This is a genomic window from Sphingobium sp. BHU LFT2, from assembly GCF_018604485.1.
Taxonomy (GTDB): Bacteria; Pseudomonadota; Alphaproteobacteria; order Sphingomonadales; family Sphingomonadaceae; genus Sphingobium; species Sphingobium yanoikuyae_A.
Genome location: NZ_JAFCGW010000008.1, coordinates 19809 through 44410 on the forward strand (window position 1 = coordinate 19809; position 24602 = coordinate 44410).

A 24602-nucleotide genomic window follows, 5' to 3' on the forward strand; every position below is an offset into this window, starting at 1 on the left:
AAGCCAGCCGGCGCATTAGCGAGGGATCATTCTTGCTTCGACACGGAGACCTGTCTTGCCCAGCGCCCCGCCGCGCACCCGGCCCCTGCTCCATCCGCTTCACGGCCTGCTGCTCGCCTGGCCGGTCGCCCTGTTTCCCGCTGCCCTGCTGTCGGACATCACCTATCTCAACAGCGCGGAAATCCAGTGGAGCAACTTTTCGGCCTGGCTGATCACCGGCGCGCTGATCGGCGGCGGCCTGGTACTGCTATGGGCCTTGATCGCGCTGGCGCGCGCCGAAGGGCCTGCACGCCGACAGCATGGTCTTTATCTGCTGCTGTTGGCGCTGATGTGGGTCTGCGGGCTCATCAACGCCTTCCAGCATAGTCGCGACGGCTGGAGTTCAGTCGGGACCATCGGTCTCATCCTTTCCCTCCTCAGCAGCCTGGCTGCCCTTGCCGCCGGTTGGGTGGCCTTCGCCGGCTACCGGGAGGTTCGGCCATGACCGTGCGTGCCTTCATCCTGGGCGCCAGTCTCCTGGCCCTTGCCGCCTGCGGGCGCAGCCAGTCCGGCCTTGACCAGACCGGTGCGCAGCCGGACCTGCCCGATCAGCGCCAGACATTGCTGCCGCCGATGAAAGTCGCGACGCCCGCAGGCTGGGGCAATGAAAAGCCGACGGCACCGGCCGGCTTTAGCGTGACGGCCTTTGCCACGGGGCTCGCCATTCCGCGCCAGATGCTGGTGCTGCCCAATGGCGACATTCTGGTGGCGGAAGGGTCGGGCGGTTCGGCCCCTGCCCTGCGGCCCAAGGATGTCATCGCGACCCAGATCAAGGCCATGGGGAAGACATCGGTCAAGGGTGGCAATCGCGTCACCCTGCTGCGCGATGCCGATGGCGATGGCCGCGCCGAATTGCGCAGTGCGCTCATCACCGGATTGAATGCGCCCTATGGCCTCGCCCTGGTCGAGGGCCAGCTCTATGTCGCGACACAGGACGCGCTGCTGCGCTTTCCCTATCGCGAGGGCGAAACGCGCATCACCACGCCGGGCGTCGAGGTGACCAGATTGCCCTCACGCATCAATCATCACTGGACCAAGTCGCTGGCAGCTGGCCCGGACGGATCGAAACTCTATGTCGGTATCGGCTCCAACAGCAATGTCGGCGAACGCGGCATGGCGGTGGAGGAAGATCGCGCCGTCATCTGGGAGGTAGATCGCCAGTCCGGCATGCATCACACCTATGCCTCGGGCATCCGCAATCCGACGGCACTTGCAGTTGAGCCGCAGACGCGCCGGCTCTGGGCCGTGGTGAACGAACGCGATGAGCTCGGACCGCAACTGGCGCCCGATTATATGACTGCGGTTCGCCCCAGGGCCTTTTATGGCTGGCCCTACAGCTATTGGGGACAGAATGTCGATCCGCGGGTGCGTCCGCAGCAGCCCGATATGGTGCGACGCGCGATCCGGCCCGATTATGCCCTGGGATCCCATGTCGCGGCGCTCGGCATCAGCTTCGCAACCGGCGGAGGTCTTGGCCCCGCCTATGCGCAGGGCGCCTTCGTCGGACAGCATGGCAGCTGGAACAGGCAAGATCTGGCCGGCTACAAGGTGGTATTCATCCCATTCGCCGATGGTCGGCCCGCCGGCAAGCCCCAGGACTTCCTGACCGGGTTCATCAAGGATGGACATGCGCGCGGACGTCCGGTGGGCGTAAGCTATGATCCGGTCCATGGCGCGCTGCTTGTCGCCGATGACCTGTCCAACAGCGTCTGGCGGATAGCCCCAACCCGTCGCTGACATCAGGCAAAGGGCAAGGAGAGAGGATATGGAGAAACGACAGGAAGATGGCGAAACGGTAACCCATCTCTCGAAAGTCGAGGCACGCAGCGGATCGCGAACGACCGTGACCCGATCCATATTGGTGACAAGCCTCGCGCTCGTCATCGCGGTTCTGCTCATCGTGGTTGCGATCGGCTATTTCAGGGCCGACCAGACCGGCGCAGACGAGGTCAATAGCGACAACAGCGCAAGGTCAGCCGCACCTCAGCGCTGACGTTTTTAATCAGACAGTAAAATGCCAGATTAATTGCGCCGTATGGATGGAAGGAACGCCGTCATGCCCGATGACAGGATGGCGCGTTGCGTCTATCGCCAAGTCATGGCCTCCATTTTTTCTCCGGCGCGCGCGCGCGCGAATTCGCTCAGAGCTCGTGTAGCCGATTTCCCCTGGGAGAAAACAGCACTGGGGGCGAAGGCGGATTGGCCAATATCGCTACGGACCACGGTCGAGCTCGTGCTTTCATCGGATTTTCCGATGCTCATCATGTGGGGAGAGGCGCAACTTTTCCTCTATAATGACGCTTATGCGCCCTTCCTCGGAGCCCGCCATCCCTCAGCGCTCGGTCAGTCGCTGCGCGACGTGTGGCCCGAAATCTGGTCTGAGATCTCGCCCCTGATCGACCAAGCCCTTAGCGGCGAGACGGTCTCGGTCGAAGACATGCACCTCGTCATGACCCGCAATGGCTATGCCGAAGACACATGGTGGACCTTTTGCTACAGTCCCTTGCGCAACGACGCAGGGGAGATTGCAGGCATTCTCGACGTTGCGGTGGATGTCACGCAAAAGTTTATTGACGCCCGCCGGATCGAAGAGAAACGGGCAAGGCTGGAGAAAAGTGAAGCGCGTTTTAGCGCACTGGTGAGCGCGACTTCCGATGCCATCTATCAGATGAGCGCCGACTGGCAGGAGATGCTCCAGCTCGAAGGCCGCGGTTTCCTAACCGATATGCAGGCGCCATCAACTCGTTGGCTCGAACTCTATATCCCAGTAGATGACCAGTCCGTGGTGATGGCTGCGATTGCCCATGCTATCGAAGCTAAAACGCCTCTCATGTTGGAGCATCGCGTCCACAAGGCCAATGGGACCATCGGCTGGACCGCGTCCCGTGCGGTTCCGATTCTCGACGATGACGGCCATATCCTTGAGTGGTTCGGTACGGCCACCGACGTGACCGCATCGCATCTGTCGAGCGAAGCCCTGGCCACAAGCCGGGAGAAGCTGGAACTCGCCACGCGCGCCGCCCGCCTTGGGCAGTTCGACTATTGGCCGCAGACCGGACAGCTTGAATGGGACGAGCGCTGTCGCGCCCTCTTCGGCCTGCATCCCGGCGCACCAGTCAGCTATGAAACCGCCTTTCTGGCCGGCCTGCACCCCGATGATCGCGAAGAGGCCGACGCAGCGGTCCGCGCCGCGCTCGATCCGGCGGGTGCCGGCATCTTCGACACGGAGTATCGCACGGTCGGGATCGAGGACGGGGTCGAGCGGCACATCCATGCCCAGGGCCTGGCGATGTTCGAGGGCGACGTACCGATCCGCCTTATCGGCACCGTACAGGACGTCACCGCCGACCGTCAGGCGCAGGCCAGTTTGCGGGAAGTGGAGGAGCGGCTACGCCTTGCCGGGCGGGCCACCAATGATGCGGTGTGGGACTGGAACTTCCGCGACGATCATGTGACCTGGAACATCGCCCTTGAGCATGCCTATGGCCACAGGCTCGAAAATGTCGAACCGACCGGCGAATGGTGGCTGGACCATATCCACCCGGATGACCGACAGCGGATCAACGACAGCATCCATGCGGTGATCGATGGCGAGGGGACCGACTGGACCGACGAATATCGCTTTGCCCGCTGCGACGGCGGCTATGCCGATGTCCTCGATCGCGGCTATGTCATACGCGGTCCTGCCGGGGAACCGTTGCGCATGGTCGGCGCGATGCAGGACATGTCCGCCCGCAAGGCGATCGAGCGGCAGCTCGAGGAGGATCGCCGCAGGCTTGCCGAGGAGGTCGAGACCAAGACGGCCGAGCGCGACAGGGCGGAGGAAGCGCTGCGCCAGTCGCAGAAGATGGAAGCGGTCGGCCAGCTGACAGGTGGCCTTGCCCATGATTTCAACAATCTGCTGACGGGCATTTCCGGAGCCCTGGAAATGATGCAGATACGCATAGCGCAGGGCCGGGTCGGCGAGATCGACAAATATTCTGTCGCAGCCCAGGGCGCCGTCCGCCGCGCCGCTGCGCTCACCCACCGCCTGCTCGCCTTCTCCCGCCGGCAGACGCTTGATCCCAAGCCGGTCAATTCCAACCGCCTGATCTTCGATCTGGAAGAGCTGATCCGGCGCACGGTGGGACCACAGATCGAGGTCGAGACTGTCGGCAAGGCCGGTATCTGGACGACCCTGGTCGATCCCAACCAGCTTGAAAATGCGCTGCTCAACCTCTGCATCAATGCGCGCGACGCAATGCCGGACGGGGGACGCATCACGATCGAGACTGCAAATAAGTGGCTGGACGACATGGCCGCGCGCGAACGGGATCTGGAGCCGGGCCAATATGTCTCGATCTGCGTGACCGACACCGGCACGGGCATGACACCCGAGGTGATTTCGCGCGCCTTCGATCCCTTTTTCACGACCAAGCCGATGGGCGAAGGCACCGGCCTTGGCCTGTCCATGATCTATGGTTTTGCCCGCCAGTCCGGCGGGCATGTGCGGATCTATAGCGAGATCGGCACGGGCACGACCATGTGCATCTATCTGCCCCGCCACTTCATGGAGGACGAAGGGAGTGACGATGCATCCCCGCCCCCCCTCCTGCCCGCGATGGCAGCCGACAAGGCGATGAAACGGGGCAGTATCCTGGTGGTCGATGATGAACCCACGGTACGCCTCCTCGTCGTCGAGATTGCGCAGGAACTGGGCTATGATGTGCAGGAGGCAATGGATGGTCCGGGCGCCATGCGGCTGCTGCAAAATGGTGCGGCCTTTGATCTGCTGATCACGGATGTCGGGCTACCCGGTGGCATGAACGGTCGCCAGGTGGCCGATGCCGCGCTCAGCCTCCTGCCCGATCTCAAGATCCTGTTCATTACCGGCTATGCGGAAAATGCCGTCATCGGTAACGGACAATTGGCGCCGAACATGGCGCTGGTGACCAAACCCTTCGCAATGGACGCGCTGGCCAAGAGAATTGGCGACATGCTCCCCTGATCCTTCAGGCCACGACCAATCAGCCAACGCACCTGTCGACAACATCACCAACAGCGCTGGCCGGCCTCCGGTTGGCGACTGCCATTTTGCGGCCAGCGTCCAGCAACGACTTCCACAGACGACGGATCATGTGCGGGGTCTTCCGCGTTCATGGGGCAAGCAAAAAGGACAGAGATGATGCTTGCCAACGCCCGCCGTGAAATCCTGACCCGCCCGATCTTCTCCCTCGTCGAGGCAGCCCTGCCCGCCCTTTCCGCTACGGAGAGCGAAGCGATCGAAGCCGGCAACAGCTGGTGGGACGCGGCCCTGTTTACCGGCAATCCGGATTGGGATCAGCTTCTTGCCGTGCCGCCCGCCAGGCTGACCGCCGCAGAACAGGCATTCATGGATGGCCCTGTCGAACAGCTGTGCGGCATGATCGACGACTGGCGCATGACCTGGGAAACGCACGACCTGTCGCAGGAAGCCTGGGACTATCTCAAGCAGGAAAAATTCTTCGGCATCATCATTCCCGAGGAATATGGCGGCCTTGGCTTCTCCAATTTCGCCCATAGCGAGATTGTCCGCAAGATCGCCACCCGATCCGTATCTGCGGCGGTCACTGCGATGGTCCCCAACAGCCTGGGCCCGGGCGAACTCATCCTGCGTTTTGGAACCGAGGAACAGCAGCGCTACTGGCTGCCGCGGCTGGCGGACGGACGCGAAATTCCCGCCTTTGGCCTGACCAGCCCGGAAGCCGGCTCCGATGCCGCCGCGATGGTCGACGAAGGCGTCATCTGCAAGGGTCAGTGGGACGGCGAGGAGGTGGTGGGAATCCGCCTCAACTGGCGCAAGCGCTATATCACCCTGGGTCCGGTCGCGACCTTGCTGGGCCTCGCCTTCAAGCTGCGCGATCCCGACCATCTGCTGGGCGGGCAGGAGGAGATCGGCATCACGGTCGCGCTTGTCCCCACCGACCTGCCCGGCGTGTCGATCGGGCGCCGGCATATCCCCTCGATGCAGAGTTTCCAGAACGGCCCCAATGAGGGCCATGACGTGTTCATCCCGCTCGACAACATCATCGGCGGCCCGGATCGCGTCGGCCAGGGCTGGAAAATGCTGATGAGCGCGCTGGCGGCCGGCCGGGGCATTTCCCTGCCCTCCCTGTCTGCAGCCGCCGGCGCCTTTGCGGCCCATACGACCGGTGCCTATGCGCGGGTCCGCTCCCAGTTCAACCTGCCGATCGGCAAGTTCGAAGGCATACAGGAGCGGCTGGCGCGGATCGCGGCCAATGCCTATCTGCTCGATGGCGCGCGCCGCCTTACCTGCGCGGGGCTCGATCAGGGGAACCACCCCGCCGTCATTTCCTCGATCCTCAAGCTGCATGCGACCGAACGCATGCGGACCGTCATCAACGACGCAATGGATGTGCATGGCGGCAAGGGCGTGATCGACGGACCCAATAATTATCTCGGCAACCAGTATCGCGCGATCCCGGTAGGCATCACGGTCGAGGGCGCCAATATCCTCACCCGCAGCCTGATGGTGTTTGGCCAGGGCGCGATCCGCTCCCATCCCTATCTGCTCAAGGAAATCCGCGCGGTCGCCGATGCCAATCGCGGGCGGGCGCTGGCGCAGTTCGACGATGTGCTGTGGAAGCATGTCGGCCACGCGCTCAAGACCGCGATCCGGGCCTTCGCGCGCAACTGGACCGGCGGCCTGTTTGCGCCGGCGCCCAAAGCCGGACGCGCGACCCGCTATTATCGCCAGATGAGCCGCTATGCCGCGGCCTTTGCCTTCATATCCGACATATCCTTCCTGACCCTGGGCGGCGAGCTCAAGCGGCGCGAACTCCTGTCCGCCCGGCTGGGCGACATCCTGTCGGAACTCTATCTTCTTTCCGGCGCGCTCAAGCGGTGGGAGGATGAAGGGCGCCAGGATGATGATCTTCCCCTGCTCGCCTGGTGCATGGACAGCGGCTTTGCCACGATCGAGCAAAGGTTCGTCGAGATCATCGAGAATTTTCCCGCGCGGCCCGTCGGCTGGATGCTGCGCCTGTTCATCCTGCCGTTCGGCCGCCGTCGTCATGGCCCGACGGACCGGACCATCCGCCAGTGCGCGCAGATCATCCTGGAACCCTGCCCAGCGCGCGAACGGCTGATCGACAATGTGTTCATCGGTGGCCCGGAAGAACCCGTCGCCCGCCTGACCGAAGCCTTCCGCCTGATGGTCGATACCCAGCCGATCCACGACCGGCTGCGCAAGGCATGGATCAAGGATTGGGCCAAGGCGCACGAGCGCGGCCTGCTGTCGAGCACAGAACTGGCGCAGCTTGAAGAAGCCGATCGCGCGGTCGCGGACGTCATCGCCGTCGATGATTTCGCACCCGAAGATCTGCGGCGCAATCCCGCTGCATCGGATCTGGCTCAGGCCGCCGAATGAGCCGGCCGGTCTACATTGTCGACGGCGCCAGAACGCCCTTTCTCAAAGCGCGTGGCGGCCCCGGCCCCTTCACGCCTGTTGACCTGGCGGTGCAATGTGGGCGCCCGCTCCTGCTGAGGCAGAAATTTGCCCCCACCGATTTCGATCAGGTCATATTGGGGTGCGTCAATGTCATCGCCGATGAAGCCAATCCAGCCCGCGTCGCGGCGCTGCGTCTGGGCTGCGGGACGCAGACGACCGCCTTTACCGTTCAAATCAATTGCGGTTCGGGCATGCAGTCGATGGACACTGCCTACCGCTATATTGCCGACGGTGGCAGCGACCTCATCTTGGCCGGTGGCGCCGAAGCGCTCAGTCACGCCCCCCTCGTGTTTCGGCAGGATGCGGTCCAATGGTTCGCCGCGATGCAGGGCGACAAGAACAGCCCCCTGGCCTCGCTCAAAGCGGCCAGCGGATTTCGGCCCGACTTCCTCAAGCCCATAATCGGACTGGAACGCGGCCTCACTGATCCCATCACCGATCTGGGGATGGGCCAGACCGCAGAAATATTGGCGCACCTCTTTTCAATCTCGCGGGCGGACGCGGACGCCTATGCGGTCGAAAGCCACAAGCGTCTTGCCAGGGCGCAAGCGGAAGGATGGCTGGAGGGGGAAGTTGTGCCCGCTTTTGCCAGGGATGGAACCGTCCATTCCAGGGATGATGGCGTGCGACCCGACAGCAACACAGAGAAGCTCGCGACGCTGAAGCCCGTTTTCGAGCGTCCTTATGGGAAGGTCACTGCGGGCAATAGTTCGCAGATCAGCGACGGCGCCTGCTGGACCATCCTGGCATCGCAGGAAGCCGTCGAGCGCCATGGCCTCGTCCCCCGCGCGCGGATCGTCGACAGCCAGTGGTCGGCGCTTGATCCCGCCATCATGGGCCTGGGTCCGGTGCTCGCCTCGACGGCACTCCTCAAGCGCAACGGTCTTGGATTGGCAGACATCGCCTTGTGGGAATTGAATGAAGCCTTCGCTGCGCAGGTGCTGGCATGCCTTGCGGCATGGGAGGACGAAGCATTCTGTCGCACCATATTGGGCCTTGAGGGGGCGGCCGGGCGAATCGATCCCTCGCGCCTCAATGTCGATGGCGGCGCGATTTCCCTGGGGCACCCGGTGGGCACGAGTGGCACGCGGATCGCACTGCATCTTGTTCAGGCGATGGAGCGGCTCGGGCTCAGGCGCGGCATCGCCACCCAATGTATCGGCGGCGGCCAAGGCGGCGCGATGTTAATCGAACGGCTGTGAAGGAGGCCATGATGAACGATCCTGTCTGGTCCTTTCTTGCCGATCGCGATCTTGAGACCGGTCCCGCGCCCCATCGCGCGGGCGCCCTGCATCACTGGCGCTTCACGCGAGACGCCCAGGACATTGGCTGGGCTGTCCTCGATCAGCAGGGAACGGACACCAATCTGCTGTCCCAGGCCGTGCTCGAAGAGCTTGGCCATATACTCGACATGATCGCCGACCGAGCGCCTCGGGCGCTGGTCATTCGCTCAGGCAAGAAACAGGGCTTTCTTGCCGGCGCGGATATCAGCGAATTTCGTGACATGCGCGACGAGGCGATGGTGCGCGACCGGATCGCCGCCGCGCATGCGATCGTCGACCGTCTCGAAGCGCTGACCCTTCCAACCATTGCGGTCATCCACGGCTATGCCATGGGTGGCGGCCTTGAGGTCGCGCTGGCGTGCCATCAGCGCATTGCCATCGAAGGTACAAGGCTCGGCTTCCCCGAAGTGCAGCTTGGCCTTCATCCAGGGCTCGGCGGCACGGCACGCTTCACCCATTTATGCGATCCGATCGCGGCGATGGAGCTGATGCTGACCGGCAAGTCGATTGATGCTGGCTACGCGAAAGACATGGGGCTGGTCGATGCGGTCGTCCCTGAACGGCATGTCCACGCCGCCATCATGGCAGCGGTTGAAGGGGACATGGATCAGGGCCGTCAGGCATTGCTGGCTCGCCTGAAGGAAGCCGCGCCAGTCCGACATCTGGCGGCGCGGCAGATGCGCAGCCAGGCTGAAGCCAGGGCATCCCTGGCCCATTATCCTGCGCCCCATGCGCTCATCGACCTTTGGGAAACTCATGGGGGCGACCGAGAGGCGATGAAACAGGCGGAGATCATCTCCTTCGCGCGTCTCATGATGAGCGATAGCGCGCAAAATCTCATCCGCGCCTTCTTCCTGCGGCAGAAGCTCAAGGGACTCGCGGGGCCAGGTGATAAGACGATCGCCCATGTCCATGTCATCGGTGCGGGCGCGATGGGCGGCGACATCGCGGCCTGGTGCGCCTGGCGCGGCCTGCGCACCAGCATTTCCGACGTGAAACCCGAGCCGATTGGCGCTGCTCTTGGCCGAGCCGCGAAGCTGTATGAAAAGCTCGCCCATGGAGATCGGCTCAAGGTTCGCGATGCGCTCGATCGGTTGATCCCTGACCTGGATGGTGCGGGCATCGCCAAAGCCGACCTCCTGATCGAGGCTGCCCCGGAAAAGGCCGATCTCAAGCGCACCCTCTATGCGAGCGCCGAGCCACGCATGAAGGACGGCGCAATCCTGGCGACCAACACCTCTTCCATTCCGCTTGAGCAATTGCGCGAGGGGTTGCGCCATCCCGAGCGGCTGATCGGCATACATTTCTTCAATCCCGTGTCGCGGCTCGACCTGGTGGAGGTCGTCAGCCATGACGGCGCCAATCCGGAAGTCGAGACAGGCGCAAAAGCCTTTGTCGGCATGATAGGCAAGCTGCCGGCCCCGGCCCGCAGCGCCCCTGGCTTCATCGTCAATCGCATCCTCACCCCCTATCTGGTTGAGGCCATGACGATGATGGACGAGGGCATCGCGCCCGAGACGATCGACAGGGCGGCAATCGATTTCGGCATGCCCATGGGCCCTCTGGAACTTGCCGATCAGGTCGGCCTCGATATCGGCCTTGCGGTTGCCGACATGCTGAAACGGGAACTGGACTGGCCCATGCCGGCCACGCCGATATGGCTGGCAGACAAGGTTTCGGCGGGTCAGCTGGGCCGGAAAGCCGGGAAAGGCATATATGCCTGGAAGGACGGCCATGCGGTCAAGAACAGCGCCCCGCAGCCCCCGCCGGAGATGGCGGACCGGCTCATCATGCCGATGCTCAACATGGCCGCTGCGGTCCTGCGCGAGAAGGTGACCGATGATCCCGATATCATCGACGCTGCCATGATCTTCGGCACCGGATTTGCGCCCTTTCGTGGCGGACCGCTCCATTATGCCCGCGCACGCGGGATTGGCGAGGTAAAAGCCGTGCTGGAAGGGCTGCGCGAAGCCCATGGCGAGCGGTTCCGGCCCGATCCGGGTTGGGACATGCTGCAATGAGGACCGGCGGGACCGAGCCTGTGGAACTTGGTTCGGCAGAAGAGGTAGCCGACCGCATCATCGCTCGCACCGACGGGCATATCGTCCTTGGCCTGCCGCTGGGCCTTGGCAAGGCGCCCCATATCGTCAATGCCCTCTTCGCCCGTGCCAGCGCTGATCCCGCCATCAGGCTGCGTATCTTCACGGCGCTCACGCTCGAGCAGCCCTCGCTCGGCACGGACCTCGAGCGTCGCTTCCTCGCCCCCGTGTTCGAGCGGACAATGGGCGGATATCCGCGCTTTGCCTATGCGCAGGCGCAGCGCGCGGGCGAGATGCCGGCGAATATCGAGGTGAATGAATTTTTCTTCCAGGCCGGCAGCCGGCTCGGCAATGGAGATGCGCAGCGCCACTATATCGCGGCCAACTATACCCATGCGATGCGCTATCTGATCGACCAGGGCGTCAATGTCGTGGCGCAGATCGTGGCGCGACGGGCAAACAGCTATAGCCTGAGCTGCAATAGCGACATGACGCTCGACCTGCTTGCCGAGCGCGATCGGGGCCGGGCCGATTTTGCCCTGATCGGTCAGGTAAATGACGAGTTGCCCTTCATGCGCGGGCCGGCCGAAATCCCGTCTGATCGGTTCGCGATCATCCTCGACAGCGCTCAGACACGCTTTCCCCTCTTCGGACCGCCACGCCAACCCGTAAGCCCTGCCCAGCACGCCATCGGCGCCCATGTTGCCGCACTGATAGCCGATGGCGGCTCGCTTCAGATCGGCATCGGCGCGATCGGCGACGCGATCGCCCACAGTCTGATCCTCCGGCAGGAACGGCCCGATGCCTATCGCGCAACGCTCGACCGGCTGGGCGCTCCCGAGCCATGGGAAACCGGCCCCTTTGAGGAAGGCCTATATGCGCCGACCGAGATGCTGGTCGACTGTTTCCTCGATCTCATAAGGGCCGGCATCGTCAAGCGTGAAGCGGATGGCGCGATCGTGCATGGCGGCTTCTTCGTTGGCCCGCGCAGCTTCTACGCCGCGCTGCGGGACATGGACGAAAAGCTGCGCAATCGCATCCATATGCGCGAGATCAGCTATATCAATGCGCTGTTCGGCGACGAAGCGGCCAAGCGCAAGGCGCGGCAAAAGGCCCGTTTCGTCAACAGCGCCATGATGGTCACGCTGCTGGGCGCCACAATCTCGGACGGGCTTGAAGATGGTCAGGTCGTCAGCGGCGTGGGCGGACAGTATAATTTCGTGGCGCAGGCACTCGAACTCGACGGCGCGCGTTCGATCATCACCCTGCCCGCCACCCGGCGTCACAAGGGCGAGACCCGGTCCAATATTGTCTGGAGCTATGGCCATGAAACCATCCCGCGCCATTTGCGCGACATGGTCGTGACCGAATATGGCGTTGCAGACCTGCGCGGCCAAAGCGATGAGCAGGTCATCCAGCGCCTGATCGCCATTGCCGACAGCCGTTTTCAGCGCGAACTTGTGGAAAAGGCACGGTCCGCAGGCAAGATAGCGCCCGACTGGGACATTCCCGAAGCACACAGGGATAATCTGCCCGAGCGGATCGGCGCGGCCATGCCCATCGAGACGTTCCCGCCCTTCCCGTTCGGCACGGACTTTACGCTGATCGAGCAGCGGCTGCTGCCGGCGATGCAATATCTGGCAGACCATGCGGCAAGGCCCGCCCAGCTGGCCACTCTGGTTGCGCGCGGCCTGCGCGGTGGTCAGCCTGACGAAGCGGAATTGGCCGCGCTCGAGCGCATGGGGCTGGATGCGCCCCATGGCGTCAGGGAGCATAGCTACCGTGCGCTCATCCTGGGGGCCCTGCGCAGTGCCGGACAGTAAGGACAGGAAAGCGGCGACCAGGGCAGGCGTCATCTCGGCAGACAGGGGAATGGTCCAGATGCATGAAGCCAAGGATAGCCCGCACCCCGATCTTGACGCGGAAGAGGCCGCCCATGTCGAGGAGCGCAGCACGGGTTCGACAAAGGTCGTCCATGAGGTCGTGCGGCTCCAGGGCGAGGAAGAGCTGGATCGACCGATCCTGGCACTCATGCTTTCTGGCCTCGCCGCCGGCCTCGCGATCACCCTGTCGCTCATGTCCGAGCTGTTCCTGCGGGCAAGGCTGCCCGACACAGACTGGGCGCCCCTCATCTACCTGCTGGGCTATCCGGTCGGATATCTGATCGTGATCATGGGGCGGCTGCAGCTCTTTACCGAAAGCACGGTCACAGCGGTGCTGCCGGTCGCGACCCGTCCGAGCCTTGGCAATCTGGGCCGGCTCGCGCGCCTGTGGGCCTGCGTGCTGGTGGGGAACCTTGTCGGCGTCACGCTCGTGAGCGCGCTGATGGCCGGTGAGGTCATCATCACGCATGAACAGCGCATCGTGGCGCTGGATATTCTCGCCAAGCTCGAATGGCAGGACTGGTCGAAAACCCTGATGCTCGGCATTCCGGCGGGCTTCATCATGGCCGCGATTGCCTGGGCTTTGCCCAATGCCAAAGGCAGCGAATTCTGGGTGATCTTCCTTCTGACCTATGTCATCGGCCTTGGCGGCTTTTCGCATGTCGTCACCGGCTCGTCCCAGATCAGTTTCCTCTGGCTGAGCGGCGAGGTCAGCTTCCAGCAGGCCTGGTTCGGTTTCTCCCTCCCTGCACTCATCGGCAACATCATCGGTGGCAGCGGCCTGTTCGCGGTCCTGGCCCATGGGCAGATGCGAAGCGACCTAACCGAATGAGGGGGCGATGCCGGCATGGCCGCCAGGGCGGTTGGCGTCCTGCAGAAAAGGTCGGATGGAGGCGCCTGCCGCGGGCGGCATGACACCCGTTGGAAGCCTCGCTCAGCATGATGGCCGCATCGCCCGTCGAGCCACGCAACGATCGCCTGGTTCAGGTGTTGGAAGGACGGCGCGGGTGCGAGGCGGGGACATCCAATGCAACGGTCCGTGCCAGGAGAGGCCCCGAAATCCTGATGCCTTGCCCGGAGCTCGCCAATGTCCAGAATGACCGTTTCCGACCTCTTCACCCAGACGCTCCATCTGGCTGGGGTGAAACGCATTTATGGCGTGGTGGGCGATAGCCTCAATGGCATCACCGAAAGCCTGCGGCGTCAGGGCAAGATCGACTGGATCCATGTTCGGAACGAGGAGGCAGGCGCATTTGCCGCCGGTGCGGAGGCGCAGCTGACCGGTGAACTGGCCGTTTGCGCGGGGTCCTGTGGCCCCGGCAACATGCATCTGATCAACGGCCTCTATGATTGCCACCGAACCCGGGTTCCCGTCCTCGCCATTGCCGCGCAGATCCCCAGTGCCGAGATAGGCTCCAACTATTTTCAGGAAACCAAGCCTGAAGCCCTGTTTAAGGATTGCAGCGTCTATTGCGAGACCATTTCCGATCCTGACCAGATGCCGCGCACGCTCGAGACGGCTATACGTGCTGCGGTAGGGCATCGCGGCGTTGCCGTCGTATCGATCCCCGGCGACGTGGCGCTTCAGGCCGCCGAGGGAAAACTCGCGCGATCAATCGAGGCCCTCCTGCCCGCCCGGCCCCTGATCCACGCGGCGCCCCGCGAGATCGAGAAACTGGCAACCCTGCTCAACGAGGCTGGGCGCGTCACGATCCTTGCCGGGCGAGGCTGCAGGGATGCCCATAAACAATTGCTGCAGATCGCCGGTGCGCTCCAGGCGCCCATCGTTCACGCGCTGGGCGGCAAGGAATGGGTCGAACATGCCAATCCCTATGATGTGGGCATGACCGGTCTAATCGGCTTTTCGTCGGGCTATGAGGCGATGATGGCCTGCGATCTCCTGCTGATGCTCGGCACCGATTTTCCCTATCGTCAATTTTATCCGACCAGGGCGAAGGTCGTGCAGATCGACATGCGCCCTGAAAATCTGGGACGCAGGACACCGATCGATCTTGGCTTGGTGGGGGATGTCGGTTCGACGATCGAAGCCCTTCTGCCCTTGCTCAAAGGCGGTCGCGACACCGCCTTCCTTGCTTCAGCCAAAGACAATTATGCCAGGGCGCGCGAGGGACTGGACGAGCTTGCCGATGGCAAGCCGGGCGGGATCCTGCATCCCCAGCATGTCGCGCGGGTTCTAAGCGAACAGGCAAGCGACGACGCGGTCTTTGCCTGCGACGTCGGCACGCCGACAGTCTGGGCGGCCCGCTATCTCAAGATGAATGGCCGTCGCCGACTGCTTGGCTCCTTCAACCATGGTTCGATGGCCAACGCGCTGCCGCAGGCCATCGGCGCGCAAGTTACCTATCCCGATCGGCAGATCGTCACCTTGTCGGGCGATGGCGGCCTAGCTATGCTGATGGGCGAGTTACTGACCCTGCGGCAGCTCAAACTTCCAGTGAAGATCATCCTTTTCAACAACGGTACCCTGGGCTTTGTCGAGATGGAAATGAAGGCGGCCGGCCTTGTCGAAACAGGTGTCGCGCTCGACAATCCGGATTTTGCGGCCATGGCGCGCAGCATAGGCATCCATGGCGTAAGGGTGAGCGATCCCGGCGATCTCGACAGCGCGATGCGGGACGTTCTGTCGCATCCCGGCCCGGCCTTGCTGGATGCCGTCACCGCGCGAACCGAACTGTCGCTCCCGCCCAAGGTCACGCTTGAACAGATGAAGGGCTTCACCCTCTATATGGCCAAGGCGATCATGAGCGGCCGCGGCGATGCCATCATCGAACTTGGCAAGACCAATGCCGGGCTGCTGCGAAAGCTGTTCTGAGGACTATTTTGCTTTCGATAGGTGCGTTTCATCCAGGAAGTGGCACCAGTGCGGCTTAAAAAGCTGCGTGCAATTTGCATAGCAGTGCAGTTTCAAAGGCCCCGGTCTTCTACCTGTGGAGAGTGGCCCGGCCATCACACACGCCGCTGAAATTCTGAAGCACGCCGCATAGCTCTGTCGGACACGTGGCGCGGCAGCCAGCAGCGTCATCCGACATCAGGCACGGTATACCGGCCTTGCCGGACGGGTGCTTATCATTTGGTCAACGGCCGCCCTGCTCTTTGATCTGAATGGCAGAAATGGGTTCCGTTCGGATATGGCCGAGGTCAAGGCGATGGTCTCGATCGAAGAGATCGAGGAGGATCTCGAAACCGTAGTTTGCAACATCCTGGCACCGCTTTACGAGCGGTTCGACGGCTACGTCCTGCCGGCCAGACTGGTAGGCGCACAGCTCAATCTTCAGACCCTCGATTAGCCGCCAAAACTAGCTCTCGCCGTCAACGCGCGCTTCGTCCACACCTACCCCACTTTTTTAGGCATTCACTCGGCAGCAAGGGGCTGCACCTCCTCTGCGGCCCAGATCTTGCAAGGCGCGAGCTCGGTCGGCTGCCTCGAGAGCGACCCTTTGGGCAGTGACGAATGCCTCGATTTTTCCGGTCACCTGCAAAGTAGCGATCGCGGCAAGGCCGCTGCTGCGGCCATGAAGCTCGCTGCTTTGGCAGGTGCCCAAGAATATGGTGATCCCATAGCTGATCTTTACCTTGAGCAGGCTCTGAACGCCGGCGCTGGACAATGGGATCTCATCTCCAGGGGTCCGGAAATGACATGGGCTTGGGCTACCATTACGTCCCAAATATGAACGCTAGTCAGGCTCGGCGCCGGCGTCTGCGTTTCATCAAGGCCCGACATCATCGCCGCCGGCTCGAACGCGGGCCCCCTCCCGCGGGCCAAAGCCAAGGGCCTCTGCCACCCGAGCATTCCAACCATAAGGGTCTGCCCGGATTATGGGCGCATCGTCATCATCGAACAATATTGTCGAATAGAAAAGGCGAACAGGTATCTCCCGCGGCAGTTCGACAAAGCTTTCCTTGCCGGTCGCGCGCGCCTTAGTCCATTGATCGAGTATGCCTTCGTCCCGAGCTATCCTCTCGGCAAAACCAATCGCATCCTCCACTCGAACGCAGCCATGGCTGCGCTGGCGCTGAACCTCGGCAAACAACTGCTTGGCCGGCGTATCATGAAGATAGATTTCGTGGTCGTTCTTCATGTCGAACTTGACCAGCCCCAACGAGTTTTTGGGGCCTGGCTGTTGGACGATCCAGCCATCCTTCCAGACCATGTCATTGCGCTTCATATAGCCAGCGCCCTTGCCCGCGATCTCTTTGTTCTGAATCGACCGAGGAACCGTCCAGGTCGGATTGGCCACCAGCCGATAGATGGGCGATCCAAGCTGGGGCGTTTCGGTGTCCGGTTCGCCCACCACAACCTTGCGCGTGTCGGCAATCTTCCCATCGCGCCAATAAGTGAGGCGCGCGGCGGCGAGGTTGACGTCGATCCGCGTTCCGGGCGTCGCCCGGTCAAGCCACCGCATCCGCTCCATGGCAACGGCGATTTCCCGCGCCCGATCGGCATCCGACAGGTTGAGGATTTCAAGGGCCTTTTCGCCGATCACGCCGTCGGGCTTGATGCCATAATCGACCTGCATATGCTTGACGGCGCGCACCAGCGGCTCGGCGTAGCGATCGCCGGCATTGCCGACCCGATCCAGATAGCCCGACGCCACCAGCTGCCGTGCGATCGCGGGCATGCGGTTGTCGGATGTTCCAGGATCGATCGGCTTTCCTGCGTCCGGGATGGTTTTTTCGGTATCGCTTCCCTGCTTCCCAAGCGCCATATAGGCCCGCGAAAGATTGCGATAGTCTTCCTCCTGCGGCGCAAGGCCATCGAGCCAGCCACGCAGCTTGCCCGATGCCAGCGCGTCTTTCAGCCCGCGTTCGAGATCCAGCTTGGGGGCGCCCAGAGTGTAGACCTCATAGAGCTTTTGGGGATCGCTCGCGCCACCAGCCAGCGCCCTGGCATAGCGCAGGGCGCTTCGGGTAAGCGCGTCCTGACCGGCGCCTGTTCCTGGCTCGCCTTCAACGGCGAAGGAGAGATGGTCGAGGCCATGCGCGGCGCGACTGTCAATGGCCTGCTTGAGATCACGAATTGCATCCTCGTTCCATTGCGCTTGCCGCTGCGCCGATGCCGTGGCGGCCGCGTTTCCACCAGACTGGCTGCCGCACGCGGCCAGGGTCAGGGCGATGGCGACCATCGGAAGGGCGACAAGGGACTTGGGCACGCATTTCTCCTTACAAGCTCTTTCCTGCAACGCGCGACCCTGGTCGAGGCTCCGGCGCATCGGCGCGGCCTTGCCATTGATCGGAGGCCACAGGCCGATGACGCCCCTCAGGCGACAAATTCGGCAGGCGTGTCGGCCTGCAGCATCTGGGCGAGACGGGCTGCATCCCAATTGCTCAGGCGAATGCAGCCGTGACTTTGTGAGCGCCCAATCAGGGTGGGTTCGGGGGTTCCGTGGATACCATAATGGGGTTTGTCCAGATCGATCCAGACGACCCCTACAGGGCTATTGGGACCTGGATTAAGCTGCGCTTTCTTATCGCTGCTGTCCGCATCCCAGAAAAGATCAGGATTATAATGATAGGTGGGCATGAAGGCAGTCGTCCTGATCATCCATTTCCCCACCGGCAACGGATCATGGTCGCTGCCTGTCGTTGCGGGGAACTGCGCAATGAGCCGATCCTTCCCGTCATAAACCCGCAGCACGCTCTGCGATTTACTCACAATGATCCTGGCTGCGCGGGGCTGGGTCGCACTTATATTGAGATCGGCCAGTACATCCCGCCATCTTGACGGGAGACCCGGATCATAGGCCCGATCAGAAGGGAGCAGTCCCGGTAGCAGTAATTCCATTCCGGCTTTGGGAGCGTTGAGACCAGGATTGAGCTGCAATAGGGTATCGCTGCTTGTATGGAAACGCTCGGACAGCTTTTCTAGAAGGTTGCGATAACCAAGAAAGGGAAGCGAGGCCTGATCAATGATCCTTGAGGGTATGTCCGGTGTGAAAGATGCCTCCAGCGCTTCGGCTCGCAGAACCATGCGGATAAGCGTTGGCGCCCTGTCGCTAGCCAGAGCCTTGCGGCTTGCGGCATCAAGGGCCCCGCTTTGCTCTAGTCCGCGCGCCTCCTGAAAGGCCTTGAGGGCCATCACGAAGAAGCGGCCATGCTTTCCATCGATTATGCCGGGCGCAAAGCCCGCTCGGTCGAGCTCGACCTGGGCCTGGAATATGGCCGGGTCGATGCTTGCTGGAAAAGTGGCTGGCGCGCCCGTCTGATCCGTGGCTGGCACGGCGGCCTGTACCCAAGCCGCAAAAATGAGACCAACCGAGGCCAAAATCCGAAATTTCCATGGAACCGATCTGTTCACGTTGTCAGAATCACTTTATATGACAGGAGCATAGGCAACGCCTGCGGGCTGCCTTTATCTCCCTGAAGCATGTTCGGGACCAACGACATTTATGATATTCGATCGACGGTCGGCGCTGTTTGGCGCTGCAGCTTGCGGTATGGCGCAGTTATTTTCCAAGCCCTCATGGGCAGCGATTCCCGAAAGACGGCTTGCCTTTCGCAATCTGCATAATTCCGAGCATATCGACATCTGCTATTTTTCTGGCGGACGCTTCCGGAGGGATGGCATCGCCGAGCTCAATCATTTCATGCGCGACTGGCGGACGGGCGAGGCGATCAGGATGGATACGAGCTTACTCGACACGCTTGTCCATCTCCAGGCAGCGACTGGCGCAGACAAGCGCGCCTACTTCACCCTGATCTCGGGTTATCGCTCGCCAAAGACCAATGGCAGGCTGCATCGCAATTCGACGGGCGTGGCGTCCAAGAGCCAGCATATGCTTGGCAAGGCAGTCGACATAAGGCTCAAAAATATTCGCCTCACCAATCTTCACAAGGCCGCCCTCTCGCTGCGTGCAGGCGGGGTGGGCTATTATCCCGAAAGTAATTTCGTCCATGTCGATACTGGCCGGGTCCGGCATTGGTAGGACGGGTGTCCTGCCAAAGTGAGCCATCAGGAGGAAATGGCCTGTGGTCCTGACCGCATGCAAGACGGAGCGATCTTGCGACGCATCTTCCTATGTTTCTTGAAGAACTGGCCGCGGCACAGGGCCAGGTAAGGTAAGTTGCTCGGTTTCAAGCCCTTTACATCAGGCCCGGCGCCGATCTGCCGCAGGGCTGCGCGTCAGTGTAAATGACGGCGGTCGGCGCGCGGCTTGGAAATATTCCGGCCGTCACCGACATCTTCAGATGGTAGAAATCACGCACTTGGCCCTACCGGCTCACGAAGGGCCGGTCCAATCTTTCGAGCACGTTAAGGTAATTCAGGACAATGGCCAGCCTGACTCTTGCCTGCCCAAAGGACATAACAGGCCGTCCTTCCGCAGCCAGAGTGAGGATGGGACGGAGATCAGGCGGCTTTTGCCAGCAGCGAGATGTCGAACGGCTTTGCTGCAAGCCCATGCTGCACACGGATCGATTCCAAATAGTCAAAAATGCTTACGACAACATTGTCCTGCGTGCTCATGTCGCTCCGACTATTTTCGAGCCGCCCGCTATTGACGAGAATTTCAAGCGCAGCCCGCGCTCTTGCGACACGGCTCTTGATCGTTCCGACCGCAACACCAACAATCTGCGCTGTTTCCTCATAGGAGATGCCGGCGGCCCCTACCAGGATCAGCGCCTCCCGCTGAGGGACGGGCAATTGCATCAATGCCCGTACCATGTCGCGCAGTTCGACGCTCGTTTCCTGGTCGGCAGGCGCTGCAAGGAAGCGATCAGCGACAAGATCGTCCCATTCGCCAACGAACCGATTGCGCCGCATTTCACTGAGAAAATGGTTGCGAAGGATCACGAACGCCCAGGCACGAAAATTAGTACCCGCAATGAAGCGGTCACGCGCACGCCATAGCTTGAGCATCGTCTCCTGGACCAGATCGTCCGCTATATCCCGATGCCCCGCCAAACTCCGCGCGAATGCGCGAAGCTGTGGAAGAACCGCAGCAAGCTCGGCCTTGAAATCCGTGTCACAAAGGCACGGCATCTCAGCCAAGGCGTTTATCTCATTCTGCATGTCGCTTCCTTCCACCGTTGGTACAAAGAACCTTTCGCCCACCTATCTGTTCCCCTAGACCAGTTATCGGCACGTCAAAGCCGACCGCCGTTTGCATGGGTCCTTGATCTGGCCATCCGCCAGCCGAGTGGTCTGAAATTGGGCAATGATCGGCAGGAAACCCTGCTGGTCGCCGTTCGAGTCGTGCAACGCAGGTGCCCGCTGCAGCCGTAGGCAAAGCAGCAGGTCTTAAGAAAGCAGCGCGCAATTTGCTTGCGGCTACGCCCCGTAATGCCTGGTCTGGCTTCCGGACGCGGCACGTCGGCACGAGTGCGCGCGAGCCGTGCCGCCGCGCCCGCCTACCAATTGGCCCGAGATCTTTTCTCGCTGACGCGCAAGATGTGAAGCGCCAAGCCAACCAGTTTTCGCACATCAGAGATTTGACCATGTCGGAACGTTTGCCCGGCGTAACCCCGCGGATCAGTGCTGATCCTGGTTGCCTCGTCCCCTGCCAGCATATTGGAAACGATCTTTTGCCCGGCGCCCGAGCTGTTCGCTGTTCCAAGCGATCGGGTATTTGCAGCGCGATGATAAGCAGCTGACACTGACAGGCTGGTTTTGCTCATCACATAATCTCCTTTGCCTTGAAGAACTCATTGCCGCCCCGCGAGTTCTGATGGCGAAGAATGGATGGTTGCCTCGAGCGAGCATCATTTGTCCACGTCCCTTTGAGGAGATGAACTATGCCGCTCAAGGCACTGGCGCTTAACTGCACGCTCAAGGCAGACGGGGTCGAGGAGAGTTCTACCGATGCAATGATCGCCGTCCTGGCGGAAGCCTTCAAGCACAATGATGTGATAGTCAGCGAAACGGTCCGGATTGCTGCTCTCGACATCAAGCCAGGTGTCACTTCCGACGAAGGCAATGGCGACGCCTGGCCGGCACTGCGCGAGAAGATACTCGCCCATGACATTCTGATCCTTGGCGGACCAATCTGGATGGGGCAGATCAGCAGCGTTGCCAAAAGGGTGCTGGAGCGGATGGATGCCTTTCTTTCCGAGACCGACAATCAGGGCCGGATGCCAAGCTATGGGAAGGTCGCTGTTGCGGCCATCGTCGGCAATGAGGATGGCGCACATTTTTGCAGCGCCCAGCTGTTCCAGGCATTGAACGACGTGGGCTGGACGATCCCGGCTGTTGCCGCCTGCTACTGGGTCGGCGAAGCGATGGGGTCGGTTGATTTCAAGGATCTCGACAAGACGCCCGAGATGGTGACGAAGACAGCCAAGATGGTCGCCAGCAATGCAGCGCATCTGGCCGGCCTGCTTCGCTCCAGCCCCTATCCCGGTTGAGTCCTGTGGCCGATCTGCCGCGCAGGTTCCGCGACAATATCGTCCTTTATGGCGCCCTTTTCGCCAATGTCGGGATCGCCATCGCCAAATTCGTAGCGGCGGCGATCAGCGGCTCGTCTTCCATGCTGACGGAGGGGGTTCACTCGCTGGTCGACAGCGGCAACCAGATCCTGCTGCTCTATGGCCAGGCTAAGGCGAGGCGTCCAGCCGACGTCACCCATCCCTTCGGCTATGGCCGCGAACTCTACTTCTGGGCCTTCGTCGTCGCGATTCTGATCTTTGCTGTTGGCGCCGGTGTCTCGATCTATGAGGGCTGGCTGCACATTGCTGAGCCTGAAGCTTTGCGCGATCCCACGATCAATTATGTGGTGCTGGCAGTCGCCGCGCTCCTTGAAGGCTCAAGCTGGGCCATTGCGGTGCGCGAGTTTAATGCAAAGCGGGGATCGAGCAGTTGGTGGCTATCGGTTCGCCGTTCGAAAGATCCTGCGGGCTTCATCGTCCTGTTCGAGGATAGCGCAGCGTTGATCGGCCTTGGTATTGCTGGGATTGGCGTGTGGGCCAGCCATCATTTTGCCGATCCACGGATTGACGGTCTCGCATCGATCGTGATCGGTCTCATTCTGGCTGGTGTCGCCATGCTGCTCGCGCGCGAAGCCAAAGGACTGCTGATCGGCGAAAGCGCCAATCCGGCGATCATTTCGGCTTTATGGGCCATTCTCGACCAACGTCCGCAGATCAGCGCAGTCAATCATGTCCGCACGATCCACACGGCGCCCGATGCAGTGTTTGTGGCGATTAGTGCCGATTTCGTCGATGACCTGCCGATGGGAGAAGCAGAGCACCTGATCGAAGACATTGAGCGTGAAATGAAGGCTTGCGTCCCTGATCTAACCTCCATCTACATCAGACCGGAAAAGCAGGCAGATGCCGTGCAGCAATCGCGGCCGAGCTAGTCTGAGCCATCGCCCTTAACTGGAGGGATGAAGCTGACCTGCGCCAGCCGCCAGGCCCTGTCCTCGCCTTGCGGCCAATAATCGCGCGGATGACGGCACTGCGCCGGGGGATGGGCGTCATGGACTTCGGCCCGGATGAGGCGGCCGGTCTCACGCAGTCGGATCGTGGCACCGGGAAATTCTGCATGAAGCCGATCGCATAAACTTTGCGCATCGTCCGAAAGTTCAGTGCTCGACAGCGCCCTTGGCGCACCATCAACCAGTTCGGCTGTTGAGGATCGCAATGCCTTGATCCCGTCATTGAGGACGTCGAGCGAAATGATGGCAGCCGCCACCGAGTCTGCCCACCACCAACCAAGTCCAAGACCTATGATGCCAGCGAGCCCGGCTGCCCCAGTAAGCCAGTTCGCCTTGTTCATGAGCGCATCTGTATGCAACAGCTTGTCGTTGAGCGCCTTCGCCAGAGGCAATTCTTTGCGACCAATAAAGAGCGGCGGAATGAGGGAATAGATCTGCGCGGCAATCATCAGCCAGCCCAGCCAGATATCCTGACCCAGAATGACGATCGAACCGACGGTCGCGTGCTCCTGCGAGCCAAGGGCCATCACGGCATTATAGAGAAGCAATGCACCGACCGCTGTGAGCGCGACCGCAGCGACGAAGAAGCCAAGGCCGTTGACCCGCTCAAAGCCAAAGGGGAAACGGCGCGAGCGATGGGCATGGCGTTCCATATGCGCGGCAATCAGGAACATGATAGGGGGTACAAGCCCCAGCGTGTCCTCGATCCAGGCGGTCTTCATCGTCTGGCTCTGGCCAAGCACCAACCCCATCGTCACGATGATCGTGAGCGTCCAGAAGATGTTCCAATATTCCAGGCGTACCGCCCGCGCCATGGGCTCACGCAGTTCGTCGGGAAGGCTTGTATCGCTCATTCTTCGCGGGCCTCCTGCGAGACTGCGCGGCTGGCGCGCTCAACTGTCATGATCCACCGGTTCTCGCCATTGCGCATCGCCGCCTTGAGTTCCAGCGGTCCCTCCTTCGTCCCGGTCTTCAAGAGGGGCGGGCCAAAGGCCACATTCATCGCCCAGGGGCTGTCGGCCTGGAAGCGCCCGATCACCAGGTCAAGTGTGCCATCATCAAGCTGCGCGAAAAGCCCCTCGCCTGTGCCTGGCCGCCAATGCACCTGCGCGCCGGTTCGTCGCTCGATTTCATGAACCAGCCGTTGGACCTCTGGTGCCCCGTTAACGGCAGGATCGGCCAGCGCCACGGTGAAGGCTCGCTCTTTGGCAACGCGTGTCGATGTGCCGGCCGGATCGCGCGGCAGAACGTTGCAGGCGGCAAGCAGGAGCATGGGCAGGACCATAACACCCTTCATCGGTCGTTCGCCCTTTGCCCGCTGCTGCTGTCAGAAGGATAGGGATCAAACCTATCCCGAATTGGGAGCGCGCGTCGCTCCGGCTCGAATTCTCGCATGCGCGCTGCGAATGAAGAAAGGACGAACTCATTGCCGCGATAGCCTCCTGCGAGCAAGACATCGGGCTTATGTGATGTCGCTC

General features: G+C 61.8%; 21 protein-coding genes. 15 read left to right on the forward strand and 6 right to left on the reverse strand.

All coding sequences use genetic code 11. The features are described from left to right. Positions 1-55 precede the first annotated feature (55 nt). The 11 genes from JQK15_RS15535 (at position 56) to JQK15_RS15585 (ending at position 16041) form a co-directional block, all read left to right on the forward strand. The gene (locus JQK15_RS15535; protein ID WP_214866328.1) at positions 56-484 is read left to right on the forward strand and encodes a DUF2231 domain-containing protein; all 429 of its coding nucleotides are present in this window, start codon (positions 56-58) and stop codon (positions 482-484) included. Further along, positions 481-1776 (forward strand): PQQ-dependent sugar dehydrogenase, encoded by a 1296-nt coding sequence (locus tag JQK15_RS15540; RefSeq protein WP_214866329.1) that lies wholly within the window; start codon positions 481-483, stop codon positions 1774-1776. The genes JQK15_RS15535 and JQK15_RS15540 overlap by 4 nt, the downstream gene beginning before the upstream one ends. Positions 1777-1804: 28 nt before the next feature. Beyond that, a complete protein-coding gene (locus JQK15_RS15545; RefSeq protein WP_214866330.1) occupies positions 1805-2032 on the forward strand; it encodes a hypothetical protein in 228 nt (75 codons plus the stop codon). A 42-nt stretch (positions 2033-2074) separates the two neighbouring features. Further along, positions 2075-5026, forward strand: coding sequence for a PAS domain-containing protein (locus JQK15_RS15550; RefSeq protein ID WP_251007774.1), 2952 nt, complete (start codon positions 2075-2077; stop codon positions 5024-5026). A gap of 174 nt (positions 5027-5200) precedes the next feature. Continuing rightward, on the forward strand, positions 5201-7447 hold the full coding sequence (locus JQK15_RS15555; protein ID WP_214866332.1) for an acyl-CoA dehydrogenase: 2247 nt from the start codon (positions 5201-5203) through the stop codon (positions 7445-7447). Then, positions 7444-8730 carry an acetyl-CoA C-acetyltransferase gene (locus JQK15_RS15560; RefSeq protein ID WP_214866333.1) on the forward strand — a complete coding sequence of 429 codons (1287 nt, stop codon included), beginning with the start codon at positions 7444-7446 and terminating at the stop codon, positions 8728-8730. Before JQK15_RS15555 ends, JQK15_RS15560 begins: the two co-directional genes overlap by 4 nt. A gap of 11 nt (positions 8731-8741) precedes the next feature. Beyond that, positions 8742-10832: a 3-hydroxyacyl-CoA dehydrogenase NAD-binding domain-containing protein gene (locus JQK15_RS15565; RefSeq protein ID WP_214866334.1), complete on the forward strand. Its 2091-nt coding sequence runs from the start codon at positions 8742-8744 to the stop codon at positions 10830-10832. Between the two features lie 20 nt (positions 10833-10852). Beyond that, positions 10853-12673 carry an acetyl-CoA hydrolase/transferase C-terminal domain-containing protein gene (locus JQK15_RS15570; protein WP_353047207.1) on the forward strand — a complete coding sequence of 607 codons (1821 nt, stop codon included), beginning with the start codon at positions 10853-10855 and terminating at the stop codon, positions 12671-12673. Positions 12674-12722: 49 nt separating this feature from the next. Then, entirely contained in the window at positions 12723-13565 is an 843-nt protein-coding gene (locus tag JQK15_RS15575) for a formate/nitrite transporter family protein (protein ID WP_214866336.1), read from the forward strand. Between the two features lie 255 nt (positions 13566-13820). Then, positions 13821-15566 carry a ubiquinone-dependent pyruvate dehydrogenase gene (poxB, locus tag JQK15_RS15580; RefSeq protein WP_214866337.1) on the forward strand — a complete coding sequence of 582 codons (1746 nt, stop codon included), beginning with the start codon at positions 13821-13823 and terminating at the stop codon, positions 15564-15566. 316 nt (positions 15567-15882) lie between these two features. After that, entirely contained in the window at positions 15883-16041 is a 159-nt protein-coding gene (locus tag JQK15_RS15585; RefSeq protein WP_214866338.1) for a hypothetical protein, read from the forward strand. Positions 16042-16461: 420 nt separating this feature from the next. Here the strand turns inward: JQK15_RS15585 and JQK15_RS15590 are convergent, their stop codons facing one another. Together JQK15_RS15590 and JQK15_RS15595 are read right to left on the reverse strand one after the other, a co-directional pair. Continuing rightward, positions 16462-17904 (reverse strand): L,D-transpeptidase family protein, encoded by a 1443-nt coding sequence (locus tag JQK15_RS15590; RefSeq protein WP_270094077.1) that lies wholly within the window; start codon positions 17902-17904, stop codon positions 16462-16464. Positions 17905-18011: 107 nt separating this feature from the next. Further along, positions 18012-18923, reverse strand: coding sequence for a L,D-transpeptidase family protein (locus JQK15_RS15595; protein WP_353047210.1), 912 nt, complete (start codon positions 18921-18923; stop codon positions 18012-18014). On the opposite strand from JQK15_RS15595, the gene JQK15_RS27455 reads away from it, so the two are divergent. Next, entirely contained in the window at positions 18846-19115 is a 270-nt protein-coding gene (locus JQK15_RS27455; RefSeq protein WP_353047214.1) for a hypothetical protein, read from the forward strand. The genes JQK15_RS15595 and JQK15_RS27455 overlap by 78 nt on opposite strands. 25 nt (positions 19116-19140) lie before the next feature. Continuing rightward, positions 19141-19677, forward strand: coding sequence for a peptidoglycan L,D-endopeptidase MepK (gene mepK, locus JQK15_RS15600; RefSeq protein WP_214866339.1), 537 nt, complete (start codon positions 19141-19143; stop codon positions 19675-19677). A 422-nt stretch (positions 19678-20099) separates the two neighbouring features. Here mepK and JQK15_RS15605 read toward each other — a convergent pair whose 3' ends face one another. Further along, positions 20100-20762: a sigma-70 family RNA polymerase sigma factor gene (locus JQK15_RS15605; RefSeq protein WP_214866340.1), complete on the reverse strand. Its 663-nt coding sequence runs from the start codon at positions 20760-20762 to the stop codon at positions 20100-20102. Positions 20763-21100: 338 nt separating this feature from the next. Beyond that, positions 21101-21367 (reverse strand): hypothetical protein, encoded by a 267-nt coding sequence (locus tag JQK15_RS15610; RefSeq protein ID WP_214866341.1) that lies wholly within the window; start codon positions 21365-21367, stop codon positions 21101-21103. Positions 21368-21484: 117 nt separating this feature from the next. Here JQK15_RS15610 and JQK15_RS15615 point away from each other — a divergent pair, with 117 nt between their 5' ends. Beyond that, on the forward strand, positions 21485-22093 hold the full coding sequence (locus tag JQK15_RS15615) for a flavodoxin family protein (RefSeq protein WP_214866342.1): 609 nt from the start codon (positions 21485-21487) through the stop codon (positions 22091-22093). Positions 22094-22098: 5 nt separating this feature from the next. Next, positions 22099-23046: a cation diffusion facilitator family transporter gene (locus JQK15_RS15620; protein ID WP_214866343.1), complete on the forward strand. Its 948-nt coding sequence runs from the start codon at positions 22099-22101 to the stop codon at positions 23044-23046. On the opposite strand, the gene JQK15_RS15625 is transcribed toward JQK15_RS15620, so the two are convergent. Both JQK15_RS15625 and JQK15_RS15630 read right to left on the reverse strand, forming a co-directional pair. Next, positions 23043-23846, reverse strand: coding sequence for a cation efflux transmembrane domain-containing protein (locus JQK15_RS15625; protein WP_251007776.1), 804 nt, complete (start codon positions 23844-23846; stop codon positions 23043-23045). The two genes, JQK15_RS15620 and JQK15_RS15625, sit on opposite strands and share 4 nt — an antisense overlap. A 128-nt stretch (positions 23847-23974) precedes the next feature. Further along, positions 23975-24421, reverse strand: a complete 447-nt coding sequence (locus JQK15_RS15630; RefSeq protein ID WP_214866345.1) for a transporter substrate-binding domain-containing protein — start codon at positions 24419-24421, stop codon at positions 23975-23977. Positions 24422-24602 lie beyond the last annotated feature (181 nt).